At 69.7% G+C, this 1,373-nt stretch carries 1 protein-coding gene and 1 rRNA gene; one reads left to right on the forward strand and one right to left on the reverse strand.

Annotation, left to right across the window (positions count from 1 at the left end):
- Nucleotides 1–170: 170 nt before the first annotated feature.
- Nucleotides 171–287, forward strand: a 5S ribosomal RNA gene (gene rrf, locus ACFWB8_RS32480).
- Between the two features lie 60 nt (nt 288–347).
- Here the strand turns inward: rrf and ACFWB8_RS32485 are convergent.
- On the reverse strand, nt 348–1,373 hold a 1,026-nt coding region (locus ACFWB8_RS32485; protein WP_385235304.1), incomplete at its 5' end, for a hypothetical protein.

The raw sequence follows: 1,373 nt of genomic DNA on the forward strand, positions 1-1,373 counted from the left end.
CAGATGTGGAAGCCCGGTAACGGGTGGAGCTGACTGGTACTAATAGGCCGAGGGCTTGTCCTCAGTTGCTCGCGTCCACTGTGTTAGTTCTGAAGCAACGAACGGTTGCTGGTTTCTAGAGCTAGAACATAACTACAAAGTGTGCTTGTTCGCTCGAAACCGATTAGGGTTTCGGTGGTCATAGCGTTAGGGAAACGCCCGGTTACATTCCGAACCCGGAAGCTAAGCCTTTCAGCGCCGATGGTACTGCAGGGGGGACCCTGTGGGAGAGTAGGACGCCGCCGAACAATTTTTCAAAGGACCCCTGGTCCAGCGTTCAACGCTGGACCAGGGGTCCTTTTTGCTTTTCACCTCTTTACGCCGAAGCGCGGCCATGGGTTGGTTGCGCGAGAATGACTAGCGGTACCCCGAAGACAGGAGTCACACCCATGTCCAACTCTCCCGACGATCGTCCGGAGCGCGAGCCTCGGCGCAACGACGGCGGTGACAGGGGCGGCTACCGCGGGGGCCGTGACGACCGTGGCGGCGACCGTCCGCCGTTCCGTCGCGATGACCGTGGTGGCCGACCGACCGGTGCCGGCGGCGGTGGCGGTGGCGGTGGCTTCCGCCGTGACGACCGTGGCGGGCGTCCCGCAGGCGCCGGTGGCGCCGGTGGCGGCGACCGTCCCAGCTACCCGCGTCGCGACGACCGCGGTGGCGACCGTCCCTCGTACCCCCGCCGTGACGACGACCGCGGTGGCCGTCCCACCGGTGGCGGCGGCGACCGCGGTGGCTTCCGCGGCGGCCGTGACGACCGTGGCGGCGACCGCCCGTCGTACCCCCGTCGCGATGACCGTGGTGACCGTCCCACCGGTGGTGGCGGCGGTTTCCGCCGTGACGACCGTGGCGGCGACCGTCCGAGCTTCCCGCGCCGTGACGACCGTGGTGGCGACCGCCCGTCGTACCCGCGCCGTGACGACCGTGGTGACCGTCCCACCGGTGGTGGCGGCGACCGCGGTGGCTTCCGCGGCGGCCGTGACGACCGTGGCGGCGACCGCCCGAGCTACCCCCGCCGTGACGACGACCGCGGTGGACGTCCGTCCTACCCGCGTCGTGACGACGACCGTGGCGGTTTCCGCGGTGGGCGTGACGACCGTGGTGGCGACCGTCCCAGCTTCCCGCGTCGCGACGACCGTGGTGGCGACCGTCCGTCGTACCCGCGCCGTGACGACCGTGGTGACCGTCCCACCGGTGGTGGCGGCGACCGCGGTGGTTTCCGCGGCGGCCGTGACGACCGTGGTGGCGACCGTCCCAGCTACCCGCGTCGCGATGACCGTGGTGGCGACCGTCCGTCGTACCCGCGTCGCGATGACGACCGCGGCGGTTTCCGCGGA

It is taken from the genome of Streptomyces sp. NPDC060031 (assembly GCF_042736805.1).
In the GTDB taxonomy this organism is placed as follows: Bacteria; Actinomycetota; Actinomycetes; order Streptomycetales; family Streptomycetaceae; genus Streptomyces.